Source organism: Shewanella sp. CG12_big_fil_rev_8_21_14_0_65_47_15, from assembly GCF_002783505.1.
Classification (GTDB): Bacteria; Pseudomonadota; Gammaproteobacteria; order Enterobacterales; family Shewanellaceae; genus Shewanella.
Genome location: NZ_PFGL01000055.1, coordinates 1 through 18,854, shown reverse-complemented (window position 1 = coordinate 18,854; position 18,854 = coordinate 1). Strand labels below are relative to the sequence as shown.

Annotated in this window: 15 protein-coding genes; 7 read left to right on the top strand and 8 right to left on the bottom strand. The window is 48.6% G+C overall.

The features are described from left to right. The first annotated feature begins 14 nt into the window (after positions 1-14). A complete protein-coding gene (locus COW15_RS15220; RefSeq protein ID WP_293633356.1) occupies positions 15-2,255 on the top strand; it encodes an EAL domain-containing protein in 2,241 nt (746 codons plus the stop codon). Between the two features lie 95 nt (positions 2,256-2,350). On the opposite strand, the gene COW15_RS15215 is transcribed toward COW15_RS15220, so the two are convergent. Together COW15_RS15215 and COW15_RS15210 are read right to left on the bottom strand one after the other, a co-directional pair. Then, positions 2,351-3,364: a D-alanine--D-alanine ligase gene (locus COW15_RS15215; protein ID WP_293633355.1), complete on the bottom strand. Its 1,014-nt coding sequence runs from the start codon at positions 3,362-3,364 to the stop codon at positions 2,351-2,353. A 171-nt stretch (positions 3,365-3,535) separates the two neighbouring features. After that, positions 3,536-4,153, bottom strand: coding sequence for a DUF938 domain-containing protein (locus COW15_RS15210; RefSeq protein WP_293633354.1), 618 nt, complete (start codon positions 4,151-4,153; stop codon positions 3,536-3,538). A 349-nt stretch (positions 4,154-4,502) separates the two neighbouring features. On the opposite strand from COW15_RS15210, the gene COW15_RS15205 reads away from it, so the two are divergent. Next, positions 4,503-5,792 (top strand): FAD-binding oxidoreductase, encoded by a 1,290-nt coding sequence (locus COW15_RS15205; protein ID WP_293633353.1) that lies wholly within the window; start codon positions 4,503-4,505, stop codon positions 5,790-5,792. 51 nt (positions 5,793-5,843) lie between these two features. Here COW15_RS15205 and COW15_RS15200 read toward each other — a convergent pair whose 3' ends face one another. Further along, positions 5,844-6,716, bottom strand: a complete 873-nt coding sequence (locus COW15_RS15200; RefSeq protein WP_293633352.1) for a LysR family transcriptional regulator — start codon at positions 6,714-6,716, stop codon at positions 5,844-5,846. A gap of 243 nt (positions 6,717-6,959) precedes the next feature. Between COW15_RS15200 and COW15_RS15195 the strand changes: the two genes are divergently transcribed. Both COW15_RS15195 and fghA read left to right on the top strand, forming a co-directional pair. Then, positions 6,960-8,099 (top strand): S-(hydroxymethyl)glutathione dehydrogenase/class III alcohol dehydrogenase, encoded by a 1,140-nt coding sequence (locus tag COW15_RS15195; RefSeq protein ID WP_293633351.1) that lies wholly within the window; start codon positions 6,960-6,962, stop codon positions 8,097-8,099. Between the two features lie 159 nt (positions 8,100-8,258). Beyond that, on the top strand, positions 8,259-9,101 hold the full coding sequence (gene fghA, locus COW15_RS15190; RefSeq protein ID WP_293633350.1) for an S-formylglutathione hydrolase: 843 nt from the start codon (positions 8,259-8,261) through the stop codon (positions 9,099-9,101). A gap of 105 nt (positions 9,102-9,206) precedes the next feature. Here fghA and COW15_RS15185 read toward each other — a convergent pair whose 3' ends face one another. Next, complete coding sequence (locus COW15_RS15185; protein WP_293633349.1) at positions 9,207-10,583, bottom strand: L-serine ammonia-lyase; 1,377 nt, start codon at positions 10,581-10,583, stop codon at positions 9,207-9,209. Between the two features lie 387 nt (positions 10,584-10,970). Between COW15_RS15185 and nagZ the strand changes: the two genes are divergently transcribed. Continuing rightward, the gene (nagZ, locus tag COW15_RS15180) at positions 10,971-11,999 is read left to right on the top strand and encodes a beta-N-acetylhexosaminidase (RefSeq protein ID WP_293633348.1); all 1,029 of its coding nucleotides are present in this window, start codon (positions 10,971-10,973) and stop codon (positions 11,997-11,999) included. A gap of 92 nt (positions 12,000-12,091) precedes the next feature. Next, positions 12,092-12,631, top strand: a complete 540-nt coding sequence (gene ycfP, locus COW15_RS15175; RefSeq protein ID WP_293633347.1) for an alpha/beta hydrolase YcfP — start codon at positions 12,092-12,094, stop codon at positions 12,629-12,631. 140 nt (positions 12,632-12,771) lie between these two features. Here ycfP and COW15_RS15170 read toward each other — a convergent pair whose 3' ends face one another. Together COW15_RS15170 and COW15_RS15165 are read right to left on the bottom strand one after the other, a co-directional pair. Further along, positions 12,772-12,906: a hypothetical protein gene (locus COW15_RS15170; protein ID WP_293633346.1), complete on the bottom strand. Its 135-nt coding sequence runs from the start codon at positions 12,904-12,906 to the stop codon at positions 12,772-12,774. Positions 12,907-13,023: 117 nt separating this feature from the next. Beyond that, complete coding sequence (locus tag COW15_RS15165; RefSeq protein ID WP_293633345.1) at positions 13,024-13,800, bottom strand: alpha/beta hydrolase; 777 nt, start codon at positions 13,798-13,800, stop codon at positions 13,024-13,026. Between the two features lie 808 nt (positions 13,801-14,608). Between COW15_RS15165 and COW15_RS15160 the strand changes: the two genes are divergently transcribed. After that, positions 14,609-14,884: an acylphosphatase gene (locus tag COW15_RS15160; protein ID WP_293633344.1), complete on the top strand. Its 276-nt coding sequence runs from the start codon at positions 14,609-14,611 to the stop codon at positions 14,882-14,884. Positions 14,885-15,001: 117 nt separating this feature from the next. Here the strand turns inward: COW15_RS15160 and COW15_RS15155 are convergent, their stop codons facing one another. Then, the gene (locus tag COW15_RS15155) at positions 15,002-16,042 is read right to left on the bottom strand and encodes a peptidoglycan binding protein CsiV (protein ID WP_293633343.1); all 1,041 of its coding nucleotides are present in this window, start codon (positions 16,040-16,042) and stop codon (positions 15,002-15,004) included. Next, positions 16,042-18,854 (bottom strand): transcription-repair coupling factor (gene mfd, locus COW15_RS15150; RefSeq protein ID WP_293633342.1); only part of this gene is annotated, 2,813 nt, incomplete at its 5' end. The genes COW15_RS15155 and mfd, both read right to left, overlap by 1 nt.

Sequence of the window (18,854 nt, the reverse complement as noted above, 5' to 3'; positions counted from 1 at the left end):
CAAATAAGGGATGTATGGACGAAGGCACTAATGTCTCAGGGAGGCTCGGCGGGAACTCACTCACACTCGAACATGATGTGAGTCTCGAATGTTATAGCGGCATTCTCTCTATGTTGCTTAACGGCGCTCCCCTCGGTGAAATCCTCCACGCGCTTGTGCTTAAAATTGAAGCACAACGCATCGGTACACGCGCATCCGTTCTGTTACTGAGCGATGATGGCAAACGCTTGCTCTTTGGCGCAGCTCCCCATTTACCCGATAATTATAATCAAGTCATTCATGGGGTTGAGATTGGCCCTGAGGTAGGGTCCTGTGGTACCGCCGCCTATACGGGTGAAAGGGTGATTGTTGAAGATATCGCTAAGCACCCCTTCTGGGAAAAGTATAAAACTATCCCACTGAGTGCGGGCCTTAAGTCCTGTTGGTCTGAACCTATCAAAGATAGTCATGGCAAAGTACTGGGGACCTTTGCCATGTACTACGATGAAATAAAATCCCCGACATCGCAGGATCTAATCTTAATTGCCGAGGCCGCAAGATTAGCCAGCCTTGCCATAGAACGTAGCCGTTCTATGGAGTTTCAGCGATTAGCCGTGAAAATATTTGATCGCCTCCCTTTAGCCTTAGTGATCACCAACACGTCCAATAATGTGTTATATGCCAACCGGGCATTTAGCCAAATTGTCCAACCTCAACTAGCTGTTTCCCCTGAGTTTCATCCCGCTTTATTTCTCTCACCTTCGGAGCCCCATGAAGTCGACATACTTTTTCAGCATCTTGCCGAGGGAAAAATGTGGCAGGGCGAGTTAATTGGTCTGCGGGGCAATGGGGAAACCTTTCACCTCGATCTTACCGTTACCGTATTTCGTGAACCCCACAGCACTCAGAATGGCTTTGCTTGGCTATTTTCGGATATTAGCGAGCGTAAGAAAGCGGCGCAGTTGATTAAATACCAAGCCAATAATGACTCCCTCACGGGGCTTGCCAATCGGAATGCTTTATTCCGGCAAATCCAAGAGTTGATTACCGCGGACTGTTTAACCCCTGGTTTTAGCTTTATGCTGATGGACTTAGACAATTTTAAACAAGTTAACGATACCTATGGGCACGATAAAGGCGACATGCTATTGGTCCAAGTTGTCGAGCAAATTAAGATTTGCTTGAATGACAGCATAGTGTTTTCTCGCCTTGGGGGGGATGAGTTTGCGTTGTTATTGCCCGGTGTTGTAACCCAAAAAGAGCTTTCACAGCTCGCAGAGACTATTAATAAGCAGGTTTATCGCCGATATGAATTATCTAAGGATAAAGGCGTTTATAGTTCTGTCAGTATCGGGATCGCACGTTTCCCGGAGGATGCGCTCGATTTAGAGCAATTGTTAAATTGCGCCGATCAGGCCATGTATATTTCGAAGGCAAACGGGCGCAATCGTTATCATTTTTTTACCGAACAAATGCAGCAAACTGCGGAGCGAATTGCCAATTTACACACTTTACTTAAGCAAGCCCTAGATCAAAATGCATTCGAGCTTTATTTCCAACCTATTGTTAATGCCAGTACTGGCTTAATTGTGCGTGCCGAAGTGTTATTGCGTTGGCAACATGAGGGGCAATTTATCCCCCCCGATGAATTTATCCCCATCGCCGAGAATAGCGGTTTAATCGTGGATATTGGCCGTAATGTCCGCCGGAGCGTGATGGAAACCATTTTAGAGATGCAGGCCCATGGTTGGTCCATCAGTTTAGCGCTCAACGTCTCTACCTTTGAGTTTTGGTCCCATGAGTTACAGGATGAGTTTTGTGATTCCTTCGCCGATATTATTGACGATTTAGGCCGAGTGGATTTTCCCTACGAGTTAATTACGCTGGAGATCACTGAATCGCTGTTGATGAAGCAGCATGTGCATTTAATCAAGGTACTGAATGAGTTACGCGGTAGAGGCGTAAAAATTGCCTTAGATGATTTTGGGACTGGCTACTCCTCTCTATCCTATTTAGCCAACTTTCCGATTGATCAGATTAAGATTGATAAGAGCTTTATCGACAGACTAGAGGAAGGTGAGCGCCATGAGGCGTTAGTTGAGGCAATAGTGCGCTTGAGCCATGCGCTAAATCTCAGTGTGACGGCGGAGGGGGTGGAGAATGAATCGCAGCTTAGGTTTGTGGTCGCCAATCATATTCAAGAGATCCAAGGTTACCTCTTTTATAAACCTATGACTAAGGCGGCTTTTTTTGAATTGCTGGCTAAGCAAGCCTAGAAAGTGTGATTCCTTCCCCTAAGTTTGTCGCACCAATAATAAAGAGCGCCGCAGGGCGCTCTTTATGCTTTAAATAAAACCAGCAACTTAGCGCATTAGGCTTTAGCGGTAAGCTGGCTGTTGATCACTACAGTTAAATAATCAGTGAAATCGTGCCCGTGATTTTGCAGCATTTTAGGGAACATTGAAATCGGAGTTAAACCTGGGAAGGTATTGATTTCATTTAGTAAAATTTCATTATCAGCGGTTAAGAAAAAGTCGATACGCGACAGGTGGCGCAGCTTCATACCAGTAAAGGCTTTAATGGCATAGGCACGAATTTGATCGCTGATCTCGACAGGCACATTTTGGGCGACCACATCGGTACGGGCCTTACTGTTCTTGGCGTATTTTTCATCGAAGGTGTAAAACGTATTGCTGTCGCAGATGATTTCACCCGGTAGCGTTGCCACAATTTCACCCTTGTATTCGTATACCGCGACTTCTAACTCCCTCGCCTTAATGGTTTTTTCAACCACAACATAGGGGGCGTAACCAAAGGCATCCTTGAGGACAGCGGCGACATTGTGGCTAGTGTCGACTTTGTAACAACCAACGGATGAACCCTGGGAGGCGGCCTTAATGAAGATGGAACCCCACTGGGCTAATGCCGTTTGGGTTTGGGCAATGGCATCTTCATCGTATTGATGGAGGAAAATATAGGACGTATTAGGAATACCTAAGGCAGAGAACCACATTTTGGCGGTAATTTTGTTGAAACAATTGCTGCTGGCTTCGGATTCACAGCCAAAATAGGGCAATTGGATCAAATTAAAATAGGATTGAATATCGCCGGTTTCCCCGGGATAACCGTGGATGCAAGGAATAACATAATCCACTGGCCATGGGGCCTTGGTTTCATCTCGAAAGCGGATCTCACGGTTATTCGTGAGTTCACAATCATCACCCGCTGCGGTGCGGTACTGGCCAAATTTATCCAGCTCAACGCGTAGGACGGAAAACTGATCGGATTTTGCCAATGAGGTTTCAAAATAATTCGCCGACATTAGGGAAATATCGTGTTCCGCACTTCCACCGCCGCACAGCAAAAGTAGATTGATCTTAGACATTGGGATTCCTCAAGTGAGCAAAATCGGAGCGGGTAGCGAACGCTTATCCTGCATCCTATAACATAGCCGTTGCCATCTTAGTTTTCTTATCCCCATCAGCGCAAGGGCTGTGGCATAGGACAGTGATTGAATGGTGAATTTTAACACAGCATTTTCTTAGGGCGCTTTGGCTTAGCGGCTAAAATGCAACAATCGATTATTGGCCGGCATGGCAAAATCCTGTTCGAGTGACAAACCTTGTGCATTTGCTAGCTTACAGATCCATTCAATATCCCGGATCCCACTTGCGGGGTCACGCTGCCTCAAAAATGCATCAAATTGGCGATTACTGTCACTGGTAAATTGGCCTTGATAGTTAAAGGGGCCATAAATGCACAGGGTGTTTAGCTGCGGTAGATTGGCGCCTAGGCCGCTAAAAAAGGCTTCCACCATCTCTTTACTCATAATATGCAAGGTATTAGCGGTAAATACCGCATCAATATCGGGCGAGAGACTATGGGTAGGCCATGGCTGGGTGACATCAAGGCAGAGCGGTAAGCGTATATTCGATGCTGGATTTGGTAACAGGGCTTCTTGCTCGCATCTGGCTTTGATTGCCGCAAGATACTCAGGCTGATCGCTGGTTTGCCAAATCAGATGGGGCAGATTCGCCGCAAAATAGACGGCATGTTGCGCCGTGCCACTGCCGATTTCGAGCACATGTTGGCTTTGGGAAAAGGCCTGTGACAACAGGGCTAGAATTGGCGCTTTGTTGTTTTCACAGGCTTGGGAAAAGGGCAATGCTAACATAATATACTTTGTAACCTATTGGTTTATTTTATTAAAATCTAACTATCTTGTATTGCCGCGTGTATTGCCGCATAAGTTAGCGATCTCTATTGACTCCAACTGGTCTGGCTAAGAGTGGGAGTCTGGAAGGGTCAGTGTCGCCCTATAACCTAAGCTAATAGCCTAACCTAAGCTTGGGGAAAGCGTAAGCCTCCATATCCCTCCTTGACGCCATTTTGAACTTAGTTATACTCGCAATATTGAACAAGTGTAAAAAATATAAAACAAATTAGAGCGGTTCATCTTCGGATACTGGTCACTGACCGACTGCCACTATCGAGACTTAAGCTACTATTACCAAAGGAATGTTATGCCCACAGAACACTGTGCCTCCTACTACAATGCCACCATTAACCAAGAGTCGGTTTATCCTGCGCTTGAAGGCGACATTCGAGTCGATGTGGCGATTGTCGGTGGCGGTTTTACCGGCGTGGCAACGGCGTTGGAATTATCCGAGAAGGGCTACAAAGTGGCGCTTATTGAGGCCAATAAAATTGCGTGGGGCGCGACCGGACGCAATGGTGGGCAGGTGACGGGCAGTTTGTCCGGCGATGTTGCGATGACAAAACAGCTGCGCCGCCAAATTGGCAATGAAGCTGAAGATTATGTGTGGAATATGCGTTGGCGCGGCCACGATATTATTAAAAATCGGGTGGCCAAGTACGGCATAGACTGTGATTTAAAGTTTGGTCATATCCAAACCGCCTACCAGATGCAGCATATGCAGGAGCTTAGGGCGATGCATGATGAGGCGCAGCGTCGCGGCATGGATGAATTTATGACGCTGGTATCCGCCGATGAAATGCCCGCCTATCTAGGCTCGCCCTTGTATCACGGTGGCTTAGTCAATCGGCGCAATATGCATTTGCACTCAGTTAATTTATGCCTGGGTGAAGCCCGCGCTGCAGCAGGTCTTGGGGCGTTAATCTTTGAACACTCACCCGTACTCGATATTGAAGAACGCGATGTGGCGACTGTTGTCACTGCTAAGGGAAAAGTGCGTGCCAATAGTGTGCTGATCGCCGGTAATGCTTACCATAAACTCGCCCGTCCAAAACTGCGCGGTATATTATTTCCGGCGTCCTTAGGTAATTGCGCCACTGCGATTCTGCCCGATGATATCGCTTTACAAATCAATCCGCAGGATTTGGCCGTGTACGATTGCCGCTTTGTGCTGGATTACTATCGCCTGACCGCGGATAAACGGCTGATGTTCGGCGGCGGCACTAATTACAGCGGCCGCGATCCTAAAAATGTGGCGGCGGAATTACGGCCCGCAATTGAGCGCACCTTTCCACAATTAAAGGGCGTTGATATCGAATTTGCCTGGGCGGGAATGGCAGGAATTGTGATTAACCGTATCCCGCAGCTCGGCAAAGTGTCACCTAATGTGTTCTATTGCCAAGGATATTCTGGGCACGGAGTGGCGACATCGCACATTATGGCCGAGATCATGGCCAATGCGATGGACGGGCAATTGCGTGAGTTTGACCTGTTTGCCGCCATGCGCCATATCCGCATTCCGTTAAATGAATGGTTCGGCAATCAAGCGCTGGCCTTAGGCATGTTGTATTACACTTTGCGGGAAAATTGGCGCTAGTCTGCGCCGTTTTGCCTGCTACCAATCAATCTGCTTAAACATCACTTAATTTTATTCGATGAGTTTTTCGGCAAGATAATCGACTAATACGCGGACCTTGGCCGATAAATGGCGGTTTTGTGGATAGAGTGCCCAAATGCCTTCTTTGGCTTCGCGGTGACTGTCGAGTAAGGAGAGTAAATCTCCGGCTCGAATGTCTTCTTCAATATAATAATCAGGTAGTTGTACTATACCAATTCCCTTTAGCGCCGCATCCCTGAGTGCGTAGCCGCTGTTACAGTTGAGATTGCCGCGCACTTTGATATTGCGCTCGCGGCCATTCTCCACAAAGCGCCAGTAATTATGATTACCGATTAGGCAATTATGTTGATTGAGTTCGGATAAGGTATGGGGCTGACCGTACTTTTCCACATAACTGGGTGAGGCGGCGACATAGTGAGTGCGACTGCTGAGCGGTTTGGCCATCAGGCTCGAGTCGGCGAGTTTGCCGAGGCGAATGGCGAGATCGTAACCGCCTTCAATCAAGTCCAAGGTGCGATTAGTGAGGTCAACGCTAAATTCAACACTGGGATATTGCACCATAAAATCATTGAGTAACGGCATGATAAACTTCTCGCCATAGGCGACGGGTGCCGTGAGTTTGACTAAGCCTTGGGGTGAGTCCTTTAGGTTTGAGATGGCGCGCTCGGCTTCTTCTAACCCCGTTTGTAATTGGCGGCAATGGCGATAATAAATCGTACCTTCTTCGGTGAGCGATACTTTGCGGGTGGTGCGGTAAAAGAGTTTTGTGCCGAGGCGATTTTCCAATGCCGTGATTTGGCGACTCACGTGGGCGATAGAAATATTGAGACGCTGCGAGGCCAAGGTAAAGCTTTCCGTCTCGGCCACTGCGATAAACTCAGAAATGCCATCCCAGAGGTACATTGTTGTTGCTCAGTAAAAATGAATTGCCTGAATACTAGATTGTCTCTCGTTGAGAAACAAATACAATCTCACTATCCAGTAACATCAGTTCATTAGCATCAGTGCAGCAGCATAAGTGCAATGGCATCTGCGTATGCGTAGGCTCTTATGTTGAGTCCGTATGCTTGAGTCAATATCCTCGAGCTTAAGTGGCATCGATTACAACAATCATTTTCTCCTATTACCTATCAAGGGACGGTAACAATGTCGAACGAAAAACCGCAGTTTATTAAATCAAAGGCCGCTGTTGCTTGGGGGCCCGGACAACCACTGAAGATTGAAGAAGTGGATGTGATGTTACCTAAAGCGGGCGAAGTCTTAGTACGCATTGTGGCCACCGGCGTGTGTCATACGGATGCCTTTACCCTGAGCGGTGACGATCCAGAAGGGGTATTCCCGGCGATTTTAGGCCACGAAGGCGGCGGTATCGTTGAGCAAGTGGGCGAGGGCGTGACCAGTGTACAAGTGGGCGATCATGTGATCCCACTTTATACCCCTGAGTGCGGCGAGTGTAAGTTTTGCCTATCGGGCAAGACTAACCTGTGCCAAAAAATTCGAGCGACCCAAGGTAAAGGCTTAATGCCCGATGGCACCACGCGTTTTTATCTCGATGGTAAGCCAATTTTCCATTACATGGGTTGCTCGACTTTCTCTGAATATACTGTGTTGCCGGAAATCTCATTGGCTAAAGTCAATAAGAGCGCGCCGCTTGAAGAAATTTGCCTGTTAGGTTGCGGCGTAACCACAGGCATGGGCGCTGTGATGAACACGGCCAAAGTGGAAGAGGGCGCGACCGTGGCGATTTTCGGTCTCGGCGGTATCGGTTTATCGGCGATCATTGGTGCGACTATGGCAAAAGCCAGCCGCATTATCGCGATTGATATCAACGAATCTAAGTTTGAGTTAGCCAAAAAACTCGGCGCGACCGATTGCATCAACCCTAAATCATTCGATAAGCCTATCCAAGAAGTGATCGTTGAGATGACCGACGGCGGCGTAGATTATTCATTTGAGTGTATCGGCAACGTCAACGTGATGCGCAGCGCCTTAGAGTGTTGCCATAAGGGCTGGGGCGAGTCGGTGATCATCGGTGTTGCCGGTGCTGGCCAAGAGATTTCAACCCGTCCATTCCAGCTTGTTACTGGCCGAGTGTGGCGCGGCTCCGCCTTTGGCGGTGTGAAAGGGCGCTCTGAACTGCCCCACATTGTTGAGCGTTACTTAGCCGGTGAGTTTAAGCTCGATGATTTTATCACTCATACCATGGGACTTGAGCAAATCAATGAAGCGTTCGAGTTAATGCACCAAGGTAAGAGCATTCGCAGCGTGATCCATTTTGATAAATAAGCGATTTCGCACACTAACGCTAAGCAGATGCTTAAGCTTGATGTGACAAACCGGCAGACAGGTGCAAATCTGTCTGCCGTGTTGCCAACTGAGTAGCTGACTAACGCTAAGACAAACGCTAAGACCAAGCGCTAACAGATTGAGCTTAAAAGGACTTGTATGACCATAGAAAATATCAGTTGTAACAAGAGTGTCGGCGGTTGGCATAAGCAGTATCGCCATCAATCTCAGTCGTTAAACTGCGAGATGCGCTTTGCCATTTATCTACCGCCAGAAGCGGTAAATAAACCTGTGCCTGTGCTGTATTGGCTCTCAGGCCTAACCTGCACCGATGAAAACTTTATGCAGAAGGCGGGCGCCCAGCGCATGGCGGCTGAACTTGGGATGGCGATTGTTGCCCCCGATACCAGCCCTCGCGGTGACGATGTGCCCGATGCGGCGGACAAAGCCTACGATTTGGGCCTAGGCGCGGGGTTTTACCTCAATGCGACCAAAGCCCCGTGGAATCGCCATTACAAAATGTACGATTACATCGTCCACGAGCTGCCGGCCTTGATTGAAGCGCATTTTCCGGTTACCACCCAGCGCGCCATCTCCGGCCATTCGATGGGCGGCCATGGTGCTTTGGTGATTGGCCTTAGTAATCCGCACAGATACAGCTCAATTTCGGCCTTTAGTCCGATTTCGAATCCGAGTAATGCGCCTTGGGGTATTAAAGCCTTTAGTGAGTATTTAGGTGAGAATCGCGAACATTGGCGCCAGTACGATGCCTGTGAGTTGCTTAAGCTTGCGATTAGTGAAGTACCAGTACTGATTGACCAAGGTGAAGCCGACAGCTTTTTAGACACCCAACTGATGCCACAATCCCTGGTGGATATTGCCCATGCTAAGGGTTATCCCTTAGATGTGCGTATGCAGCCGGGGTATGATCACAGCTACTACTTTATCGCGAGCTTTATTGAAGAGCACCTTAAGTTCCATAGCTTGTATTTTAAGCCCTGAATCGTTGATTTAGCCGTAAAATAGCTAAATAAAAATGCCGCAACTCACTGAGTTGCGGCATTTTTTATGGTGCAGCTTAAGCGGTTAACGAGAGTGAACTAACACTCAGCACTCAACAATATTGACCGCTAGACCGCCTTTGGCGGTTTCTTTGTATTTGCTGCGCATATCTTTGCCGGTATCCATCATGGTTTTGATCACTTTATCCAGTGAAACCTTATGGTTACCATCACCACGTAGGGCCATACGCGAGGCGTTGATCGCCTTGATCGCGCCCATGGCATTACGTTCGATACAAGGCACTTGCACTAGGCCGCCGACAGGATCGCAGGTTAAGCCTAAGTTATGCTCCATACCGATTTCGGCTGCGTTTTCAACGTGCTCAACCGTACCGCCCATGATTTCAGTCAGTGCGCCAGCGGCCATAGAACAGGCCACGCCGACTTCACCCTGGCAGCCCACTTCGGCGCCAGAAATCGAGGCATTTTTCTTGTACAAAATACCAATCGCGGCGGCAGTTAATAGATAACGGGCGCAGACATCGATATCCACTTCTTGTACGAAGGTATCGTAATAGCATAAAACCGCAGGAATAATCCCGGCTGCACCGTTAGTTGGCGCCGTGACGACGCGATCGCCGGCGGCATTTTGCTCGTTGACCGACAGGGCGAATAAATCGACCCAATCCATTGCCGTTAATGGGTCGACGTTGTTACGGCCTTCGGCTTTCAGGCGGCGGTACAGTGCTGGGGCGCGGCGACGCAGTTTTAAGCCGCCGGGTAAAATGCCTTCTTTTTGATAACCGCGCTCGATACAGGTTTTCATCGTCTGCCAAATATTCCACAGCTTGGCTTTGACTTCCTCTTCAGTGGCTAAACTCAATTCGTTCGCCATCATCAAAGAAGAAATGCTCAGACCCTGTTCGCTACATAATTCGAGTAAGTGAGCGGCACTCACAAAATCAAAGGGTGCGGCTTCAATCTGTGACGCTGGTGAAGCATTACGCTGGCTAATTTCATCTTCATCTAAGATAAAGCCGCCGCCGACAGAATAGTAAGTGCGCTCAAAAATGCATTTATCCTTGCAATAGGCATATAAGGTCATCGCATTGGCGTGGGCTGGCAGGGTCTTACGTCTGTGGTAGGTGATGCCGTCTTCACGGGTAAACTTGACGATTTTCCCTGTGCTCAGTGTCAGGGTTTCACTCTTAGAGACATGCTCAAGGATGCCATCTATGCTGTCGGTCTCTACGGTTTCAGGATCTTCACCCATTAAGCCTAAAATCACTGCTTTACCCGTGCCGTGGCCTTTACCCGTTTGTCCGAGGGAGCCAAAGAGTTCGGCTCTTAGTTCATCCACTTGGGAAAGAAGATCGGCATCGGAGAGGTGTTGCATAAAAATTTTGCCCGCTTTCATCGGGCCGACGGTATGTGAACTCGAAGGGCCTATGCCGATCTTGAACATATCAAATACGCTAATCATGGTTGAAGTCCTGTTGTGTCTTACTTTTTATTCTAGTCTGAGCCCACGGGATTGCTCGCAGTTCGGTATAAAGCAGGCTAGCCTTGTTGACGCAAACTCTGGCAAACTGCAGGCAGCATTCCGGCGGGATCTGCTAGTGTGATACTCTTGCTATCAGTATCACATAGAACAGTGTGACAATTCACATTAGTTTTTTTGATATAAAAGACTTCGGATAAGTTGAGCTTAACTCGCCATATCAGTTTGCCCTGTCAGCGGGTAAGATTGTCGATTTTAAAAGGGCTGTAATAGTGAATAGTTCGCTTTTTTGGTATTTTGTGTGACACATATTGACTTTAGCTATTGTGGTTATTTTTTGAGTATGAATGAATATTTTTAGGGAGAAGTATGAGTTATTTAATGTTGGATTTGCTCTCGGTGGATGTCAGTGAAGCAGAAGCTGAAATGCTTCGCCATCCGCAGGTGGGTGGCTTAATTCTATTTTCCCGCAATTTTTCGAGCCGTGGGCAGCTAATCTCCTTAGTGCAACAGATCCGCCAAATTCGCCCCGACATTCTGATCGCCGTTGACCATGAAGGTGGCCGGGTGCAGCGTTTTCGGGATGGTTTCACGTTAATTCCGGCGATGGGGGATATTTTACCCGCCGCTAAAGGTGATATGGCACTGGCAAAGCGTTGGGCCTGTGAACTCGGTTTCTTGATGGCAATTGAACTACTGGCCTGCGATATCGACTTAAGTTTCGCGCCCGTGTTGGACTTAAACGGTGTGAGCCAAGTCATAGGTAAACGCAGCTTTAGCCCAGAGCCCGCCGAGGTGATTACACTGGCCGAAAGCTTTATTGCGGGCATGGCCGCCGCTGGCATGGGCGCCGTGGGTAAACATTTCCCCGGTCATGGCAGTGTAGTGGCGGATTCGCACTACGAGAAACCGATTGATGAGCGCGATGCCGAGGCGATTTTTGCAAAGGATATCCAACCGTTTAAAGAATTGATCGCAAAAGAAAAGTTATTAGGCGTGATGCCCGCGCACGTGGTTTATCCTAAAGTTGACCCCAATTCTGCGGGCTTCTCCGAATACTGGCTAAAACAAGTGCTGCGCAAAGAACTTGGCTTTAACGGAGTGATTTTCTCTGACGATCTTGGCATGCAAGGCGCTGGATTTGCGGGCGATTATCGTGCAAGGGCCAGCGCGGCGTTAGCTGCCGGTTGCGATATGATTTTAGTGTGCAATGACAATGCGGGCGTAATGTCGCTGCTGGATGGTTTTACATGGCCAGCGAGCGCGCCGCAGTATCCTGCGAGTTTACTTAAACCCAATGCCGCACAAACGGCCGTAGCGCTCGATAATACGGCTCGTTGGGAAAATGCGAAACAGTTAGCTGAACAGATTTGTTTGGCCCAACAGGCAAAAGTTTGATGCAACGCAAGGTTCTGACACAAACTTTTGCTAGGGTAATAGGTGTCACTCGTTAACAACTCGTGTTATCTCACACTGTAAAAGGCCTTGATATGATTTTCTACCTTCACGGATTTGATGCTACTAGCCCTGGTAATCATGAGAAAATGCGGCAGTTGCAGTTTATTGACCCCGATGTGCGTTTATTAAGTTACAGCACGCTACACCCTAGACACGATATGCAGCATCTGCTTAAGGAAGTGGCGAAGCAGAGGCAATATACCGACGACCCAGCGCCTTTGATGGTTGGCGTTGGGCTCGGCGGATATTGGGCCGAACGAATTGGATTTTTAAATGGCCTAAAATCAGTGTTAATTAACCCCAATTTGCACCCCGAAGATAATATGCAGGGCAAGATTGATCGCCCTGAAGAATATGCCGATATTGCCAATAAGTGTGTGTCTCAATTCCGCGAAAAGAATACCCACAAGGCCATGTGTATATTTTCTGTCAATGATGAGATGTTCGATAATCAGCAGCTCGCTAGCGAGTTAAAGCCCTATTATTCGATTGAATGGGATGAAGTTCAGCCCCATAAATTCCCCCAACTCGCCGCACATCTCCCCAAAATAAAAGCCTTTAAGTTGGCTTGATTTATATCGATTGGGCAAAAGTATCACTCCTCTTTTTATATTAAAGAGGGGAGTGGGTTTATCTTATCGGCGATTGACTGTGTTGATTTTGGATAGAAAAGTGTAGATAAATGGTATTTGATAGCTTTTAATTTCAGCTTTTAGGATCTTAGTGCTAGCTGATATCCACTCATATAGGCTTGCCATGGCATCCACTCACCGACTCGCAGCCAGTCCATCCTTGGATGCTCGACCGCCCCGTCCATGGGGCGGACGGTCGTTTCGCTAATCACCATGGTTCACCTTTCAAGCGCTTGTTGGGACTGGAGGATAGATACCTGCGGCTACCCGATTAGGCATCGCCCCACCTGAACTTATGAACGAAAGCTGAGCGGGCCGCTGTCACTTTGCGTTTATTCATCAAGAAACCCCTCGATCATCGGCACTAACCACTCAGTGCGAGTAGTCAACTTCATGTGATCCGTGCAGGGGAGCACGGCAAGCTGTGCGTGTTGGATGAGCCGGAACGTCTCCACAGCATGTTCGGGACGTATGACGTCGGCATCACCGACAATAACGAGTGTTGGTGCATTGACACCGCGGATAGCATCACTCGGGATGTCGTTGAATTCACGTACGCGCTGGGCAGCTTTGTCATGAAACATCTGCAGGTTCTCGGGGTGCGGCGCAACCTTGAGATATGCCTCCTGCAGTTCCTGTGGCATGTTCTCCAGCTTGGCATTGTCGATTGCCTCCCAGAGCCATGGATACGCGCCATCGCGCCTGAGAAGGGCCGATGCCAATACGAGTTTGCGCACGATGTTCGGATGTCTGATTGCCACCTGCAAAGCGATGGTGCCGCCATTGCTGAAGCCAAAGCAATCGGCTTTCTCAATGTGCAAGTAGTGTAACAGCGCAGCGGTGTCGTCGGCTGACTGCTCAAAACTAAATGAACGGTCGGCAATGTCGGCGGTGTGGCCATAACCTTGCTGCTCGAAGGCGATAATCTGTCGATTGCGTGCGAGCACTGGCAGGAGATGGCCAAAGGAAGTGCCAATTGTGTCACCACCGCCGTGCAACAGTACCAAAGGCGGTTGCGGAGAGTTCGCGACACCGTGGATCTCGAAGTAAATTTGGAGGCCGTTGACGAGGGCGTAACCAGTCTGGGCAGTAGGATTGGTTTGATTCATTGCTGACTCCTTGGAGTGACTAAACTCAACATAAAAAAACGGTTGCTACAGTTATCTGTAGAAGCTGCGTGATGATGCGTCTATTCATAATAGGGACCTTATCCGATGATGGGACAGCCTGACCGATTAACGCGCGGCTTCGTCTATGTAGACGAATGAGGCTCCCCGAAATCGACAGTAGCCGTGATCCCTCATTCATTTCGATGCCTATTCTTATTTGTTATGCCGCCTTCGTATGTACCTTCGTCCCACAACTGACCATGCTCCTAGTCGCGCTTCCAAGGGCCGACCTGTTGACTGCAGTTGAAGGAGCCGACCTGCAGGGGGGGCCGTCCTCACGCCACCATTACCAGTTGCCATCCAGTTCACCATCGGTGTATTTTCCGACAGCTTTTAGCCCTCAGTTCTTGTAGTACCAAGTCCAATTTGCACGAATATACAGTGTTTTGCATGGTGAACAGTGCCTAGATGGTTGCAAACCGATCCTCAGCTAAAAGCATTATATTGATTAAGTCTGGATAGGTTTATTTTTCAAACTCTTGAAAATAATTATTTATTGTGTAGAGTAGCGACCCTTGTCATTTTGTAACAAAATGCTACAGAGTTGATGCTATCTTTGTCCAGTAATTGGATATCCCTTTGCGTATGTCGCCCGACACAGCTAACAGCAGTCTTGTTAGCTGTTTTTTTGCCTAAAAATAATCTTTGTTTGTTTTTTGCTCTACAGATCCAGAGGTTAACACTTAGCCTTTGGATAATTGCGGCTATGCTTAATCCAATAATGAGATACGTGGAAAAGGGGCGTGAAATGAAGCGAGTATTAATTCGTTTGACTGGTAAAGTACAAGGAGTGGGATGTCGGCATGCGACACTGACAAAGGCGAGGGCCTTAGGTGTGACAGGTTATGTGACGAATTGCCGGGATGGCAGTGTTGAGGTTTTAGCCCAAGGCAGTGATATTGCGGTGAATAACTTGATTGCTTGGTGCGAAGTGGGTGTGCCCTGCACCGAGGGACTCACAGTGACTGTGGGTGAAGATAAAGCCGATGATATCTACCTCGACTTTTCCATTGTGCAATCTTAGCCCATTTATTAACTTGTTGTATTAGCCCGTTTTATTGCGAAATACACAGTGGAAAGTGTGAACGGGGATAGCCAGTTAACAACTTTTACTGCCATTGGCTATCCCACATTTACACTATTAATACTGGACGGTTTGTGCCACTCCAGCATCCTGCCCAACCGGGTTGCTCGGCTGTGCCATTTTACGAATTTGGATCACCATGCCCATTTCGGGATGATCTAAGTAATGGATCTCCTCACTCTTTACCCGGCGATTTTGTTCGAGTGGGATCGCCATTAAATAAGGTGTCATCACCTTAGGTTGTGGAGTTGTGACTGTCGCCAGATCGGTATTTTCAACGGCCATTAATTTTCTGCCTTCCTTACGCAGATTTAAGGCCGTTTCGATATATAAATAATGATTTAAATAGATATTGAGCGTGCCATCTAGCTCCCAAACGGGTGATACCGTCGGCATGGGCATTGGGGTTCCGTCGGCATTTAGCATGGGTTCGTTTAATGCTTGTTGCGCAATTTTACGACCATCGAAATGGTAGGTGCCAGAGAAGTCTTTACCCGCAAATAAATGGATAGGCACTGCGCCACTCTTACTGCGCATCGGTTGTTGCCATGTCATATGTAATAGGCTGCGATTACCACGCTCCCTCGATAAACTACTGATGATACTAGCAAATTGCCCTTGACTGCTGGAGAGTAATAGGGCATCGGCACCGGAGGACGCATTCGCCGTATTGTTGTTACCGATTTCCGATGGGATAGTCGATGGATAGCGGTATTCGGTGGCGACAGTGTTTATCGCCGCAGGAGCTGTGCCTATCGCAGCCGGGGCTGAGGTGCCATCGCTGCTGAAGTTATCTACAGTCGTGCCGTCGGCATTGAGTTGCTCTGCACAGTGGCTATTGGCATCGGCATCAAACACGAGCGTGCAGGGTGTTGCCGCTGAACCCATAGGGGTGACAACTTGGGCAACGAGGGGAGAAATAAAGTCGATGGCGCTATGGGTGTTGGTGGCAATGGGGGCATTTGGCCATTGCTCGGTTGTTTGGCTTTGGCGTTCAAACACATAGACTTCCACCTCGAACCAAGCTTCGGCACGGGCAAGCTGACTGTGTGAGAGTGCCATGAATGTAGCGATAGAGACCGCGAGTTGACGTAACACTATTTATCTCCAAGACGATGTTGCGATTGATGTTGAGATAGTTGTTCGAGCAAGAGTTTGACTAAAGCGAGCCTATCCTTCGCCGTTTCAGCGGGAAGGCTGAACTTTAACTTATTCGGCCCTTCCATTCGATAGATTTGTGGCTGGCTTTGGAGTAACCCAATAATAAAGCCTGGGTCGATCACATGGTCATTGCTAAATTCGATACTGCCACCCGTGGCATGCACTTCAATTTTGGTTGCGCCTAGGCGAGTCGCTTGATGTTTATAGAGGGTCATTTCCATCAGATTTTTAGTGGCCTCGGGTAGTAAACCAAAACGGTCGATCAATTCGACCTTTAACTCGTCGAGCGCCGCCTCTGTTTCGCAGCCCGCAATCCGTTTATACAAGGATAGACGAACATTCACATCACCCACGTAGGCCTCGGGGAGTAGTGCTGGGATCCTCAGCTCTATTTCACATTGTTGATTCAGCATTTGTGCGAGCGACGGTTCTTTGCCTTCTTTAAGTGCCTTTACCGCCGATTCGAGCATTTCCATATACAGGCTAAAGCCAATCTTAGAGATATGGCCGCTCTGCTCATCGCCTAAGAGTTCACCTGCGCCGCGGATCTCTAAATCTTGGGTGGCCAGCATAAAACCGGCACCGAGATCTTCGAGTGCATCTATGGCTTCTAAGCGTTTACGCGCATCACTGGTCATACGTTTGGGATGCGGAGTCATTAAATAGGCATAGGCCTGATGGTGCGAGCGTCCGACGCGGCCCCGTAATTGATGTAACTGCGCCAGACCGAAGGTATCGGCACGCTCGATAATAATAGTATTAGCACTGGGCACATCGATACCGGTTTCGATAATAGTGGTACAGACTAAGACGTTGAATCTTTGATGGTAAAAATCCGACATCACCCGCTCAAGATCCCGCTCTCGCATTTGCCCGTGGGCCACGACGACCCGAGCCTCGGGCAGTAAATCGATAATATCCTGGGCGCATTTTTCGATGGTTTCGACATTGTTATGCAGATAATACACTTGGCCACCACGGAGGATTTCCCGCAGTATAGCCTCGCGCACTGTGGCGAGATCGAATTCACGGACAAAGGTTTTGACGGCTAAGCGTTTGGCGGGCGGAGTGGCAATAATCGATAGATCACGCATACCCGACATGGCCATGTTCAAGGTGCGCGGGATCGGCGTTGCCGTCAGGGTTAAAATATCCACATTGGCCCGCAGCGCTTTGATTTTTTCCTTTTGACGCACACCGAATCTGTGTTCTTCATCTATGATAAGTAAGCCTAAGTTTTCAAATTTCACTTGGGATTGCAGCAACTTATGCGTACCAATAACGATATCGACTTTGCCTTCTTCAAGCTGCTTAAGCACTTGGTCTTGCTCTTTAGCCGTTCTAAAACGAGACATGACTTCGGTAACGACTGGCCAGTCGGCGAATCTGTCCTTAAAGTTTTCATAATGTTGCTGGGCAAGCAGTGTGGTCGGCACTAGGACAACCACTTGCTTACCGGCGTTGACGGCCACAAAGGCGGCGCGCATGGCCACTTCGGTTTTACCAAAGCCCACATCGCCGCAAACTAATCTGTCCATGGCGGTAGGCGATTGCATATCCGCTAATACCGCATGAATGGCGCTTTCTTGATCGACAGTCTCCTCGAAGGGGAACCCTTGGGCAAATTGGGCGTATTCCTCTTCGTCAATCGCGCAGCTTTCACCCGGACGAGCCTGACGACGGGCATAAACATCGAGTAATTCCGCCGCCACATCCCGAATTTTTTCAATGGCTTTATTTTTTGCCTTGGCCCACGTCTCGTTGCCGAGTTTATTTAAGTGCGCATCGCCATCGGCTCCCATACTGTAGCGACTAATAAGGTGCAGATTCGAGACGGGCACATAGAGTTTATCGCCCCCTGCGTATTCCAATTGCAGGTATTCCGCCACCAGACCGCCCGTATCTAAGGTGATGAGCCCTTGATACAAGGCCACTCCGTGCTCGAGGTGCACTATGGGCTGGCCCACTTTGAGTTCGGCTAGGTTTTTAATCAGGGCATCATTGCTGATCTGACGCTGTTTTTCCCGGCGGCGCTGTTGGGAAATGCGGTGTCCAAAAAGCTCGGTTTCGCAAATAATGCTGACCGCATCCCTTGCATTGAGCTTAAGTAAACAGCCCCGTGATAGCGGCGAAACTATGAGTCCTAATTTAGCATCGCTTTGAATAAACTCATTAAAATGGCTAAATAACGTGGGTTTAAGCTGGATTTTATCTAAGAGTTCGAACAGGGCCTCACGTCGTCCTTCGGATTCGGCACTGAATAGGATGCGCGGTGCACTCTGAGCGTAATCCTGCAATGCCAATAGGGGTTGTTTTAATTTGTGATTGGCACTGATGTCGGGTAACAACTGGGCATCGATCACCGAGCCCTTATCGTCATTAACTCCCAAACTGGGGGCAATAAACTGATATCGGGGCAGGGGTTTAAAGGCCGCAAATAACTCTTCTATCAGTAAATACAGCTCTTTAGGCGCCAGTAATGGCCGCAGTGGATCGACGCGTCTATCTTGGTAGCGGGTTTCGACCTCCTGCAAATGGGCGCGAGCCGACTTTTCAATGTCGCCTAAGGTGACAAGCTGGGTGCCACTGGGGAGGTAATCGAACAGGGTCGCAATGTCATCAAAAAACAGCGGCAGGTAGTTTTCAATTCCCGCGGGCATCAGATTACGGCTCACCAATTGGTAAACGGATTCAGGCTCTTTGACTATGACTTCGAAACGGCGGCGGTATCTCTGCCTAAAACCTTCGA

Bases quoted from the DNA above. Each gene is read 5' to 3' on its own strand.
- COW15_RS15220 (WP_293633356.1), top strand. From the start codon at position 15: ATGGACGAAGGCACTAATGTCTCAGGGAGGCTCGGCGGGAACTCACTC.
- COW15_RS15215 (WP_293633355.1), bottom strand. From the start codon at position 3,364: ATGTCTAAGATCAATCTACTTTTGCTGTGCGGCGGTGGAAGTGCGGAA.
- COW15_RS15210 (WP_293633354.1), bottom strand. From the start codon at position 4,153: ATGTTAGCATTGCCCTTTTCCCAAGCCTGTGAAAACAACAAAGCGCCA.
- COW15_RS15205 (WP_293633353.1), top strand. From the start codon at position 4,503: ATGCCCACAGAACACTGTGCCTCCTACTACAATGCCACCATTAACCAA.
- COW15_RS15200 (WP_293633352.1), bottom strand. From the start codon at position 6,716: ATGTACCTCTGGGATGGCATTTCTGAGTTTATCGCAGTGGCCGAGACG.
- COW15_RS15195 (WP_293633351.1), top strand. From the start codon at position 6,960: ATGTCGAACGAAAAACCGCAGTTTATTAAATCAAAGGCCGCTGTTGCT.
- fghA (WP_293633350.1), top strand. From the start codon at position 8,259: ATGACCATAGAAAATATCAGTTGTAACAAGAGTGTCGGCGGTTGGCAT.
- COW15_RS15185 (WP_293633349.1), bottom strand. From the start codon at position 10,583: ATGATTAGCGTATTTGATATGTTCAAGATCGGCATAGGCCCTTCGAGT.
- nagZ (WP_293633348.1), top strand. From the start codon at position 10,971: ATGAGTTATTTAATGTTGGATTTGCTCTCGGTGGATGTCAGTGAAGCA.
- ycfP (WP_293633347.1), top strand. From the start codon at position 12,092: ATGATTTTCTACCTTCACGGATTTGATGCTACTAGCCCTGGTAATCAT.
- COW15_RS15170 (WP_293633346.1), bottom strand. From the start codon at position 12,906: ATGGTGATTAGCGAAACGACCGTCCGCCCCATGGACGGGGCGGTCGAG.
- COW15_RS15165 (WP_293633345.1), bottom strand. From the start codon at position 13,800: ATGAATCAAACCAATCCTACTGCCCAGACTGGTTACGCCCTCGTCAAC.
- COW15_RS15160 (WP_293633344.1), top strand. From the start codon at position 14,609: ATGAAGCGAGTATTAATTCGTTTGACTGGTAAAGTACAAGGAGTGGGA.